At 35.2% G+C, this 1315-nt stretch carries 1 protein-coding gene; it reads right to left on the reverse strand.

Features of this window, described 5'->3' with window-relative positions:
* Positions 1 to 40 precede the first annotated feature (40 nt).
* Positions 41 to 1275, reverse strand: a protein-coding gene (locus tag E5167_RS15320) for an IS3 family transposase (RefSeq protein WP_136845033.1) whose coding sequence is annotated in 2 segments (ribosomal slippage) — positions 41 to 927 and positions 927 to 1275 — 1236 coding nt in all. Because the reading frame shifts where the segments join, the coding sequence is not laid out codon by codon here.
* Between the last annotated feature and the right edge of the window lie 40 nt (positions 1276 to 1315).

Genomic DNA, 1315 nt, shown 5'->3' on the forward strand with positions numbered 1-1315 from the left:
TGAGTCGTCCTAAAATAGGTTGACAGTTTATAAATAAAAATTAGATAGGACCAGTGAAGTTAACTTCACTGGTTTTTTTGTTGTGTACAAAGTTAGGTGTTTTGTAATTAAGGCTCAAATGTGGTCTTCTATCATTATATGTTTCAATAGATTGTTTTATGAGTTGTCTAAGCTGTTTTCCATTATTGCATTTATGGATTAGGAACTCGTTTTTCAATATGCCATTGATACGTTCGGCAATTGCATTTTGATAACAATCATAACCATCGGTCATCGATGGTTGTATTTTATAGGTGCTTAGTTCTTTTTGATAAACGGCTGAGCAATATTGCAACCCTCTATCTGAGTGGTGCACAAGCTTGTTATCTGTTGTTCTGCTTTTGTTTGCCATTTGTAAAGCCTTGACTACGTTCTTTGAACCCATATCATCACTAAGGTGATAACCCATAATTTTTCTACTATGAGCATCCGTTACTAAAGAGAGGTAATGTGTGCGTTCTCTACTTTTAATATAAGTAATATCACTTACAAAGTATTGTTCTGGATGTATCGTTTTTACATCTTTCATAAGATTAGGATGTTTTTTTAGCCAATGCTTGGAATTAGTTGTTTTCGTGTAATTCCTTTTTGGCTTAACAAGCATGGATTCTGATCGTAAGTAATCAAATAGGGCATCTCTACCTATTTTTATACCTTGATTCTTAAACTCGCCCTTCAGTAAATAGTATAATTTTCTAGTGCCTATTCTTGGCATTTGCATACGTATGTGCATGACCAAAGGTTTAATTTTGGCAAGCTCTTTGGTCCGGGTTTCTTGACGTTTAAGAGCTTGATGGAATCCTTGTCTTGATATCTCAAACAATCGACAATAACGAGATAGACTTATTTCTTGTTCTTGCCTGATGCGTTGGATTGTTGAGATGAAAACTTTTTTCTAATGGAAGTCCCATATTGACTGTCTGAGATGTCAATCATTGTATTAAGTATCTTGTTCTTTAGTTTTTCATCTTCAAGCTCGCGTTCTAAACGTTTGATTCTTTGTGCTGGTGTTTCTTTGGATTTTGATTGCATGAGTAAGGATGGTTTGCTCCAGTCTAAGGTACCATGTTTTCTTAACCATATCAAAACGGTACTTCTACCTTGAATACCGTAATGCCTTTGTGCTTGTTTATAGGTGAACTCGCCTTTTTCTACTTGCGATACTACTGCTAATTTAAAGCCCAAATTATAATCGCGCTGAGTACGCTTAACTCTTGATTGCTCTTTGTCTTTCATAATAAGTCGTTTTTGTGTCAACTTATTTCAGGACGGGACA

The organism is Pontimicrobium aquaticum, assembly GCF_005047595.1.
In the GTDB taxonomy this organism is placed as follows: domain Bacteria; phylum Bacteroidota; class Bacteroidia; order Flavobacteriales; family Flavobacteriaceae; genus Pontimicrobium; species Pontimicrobium aquaticum.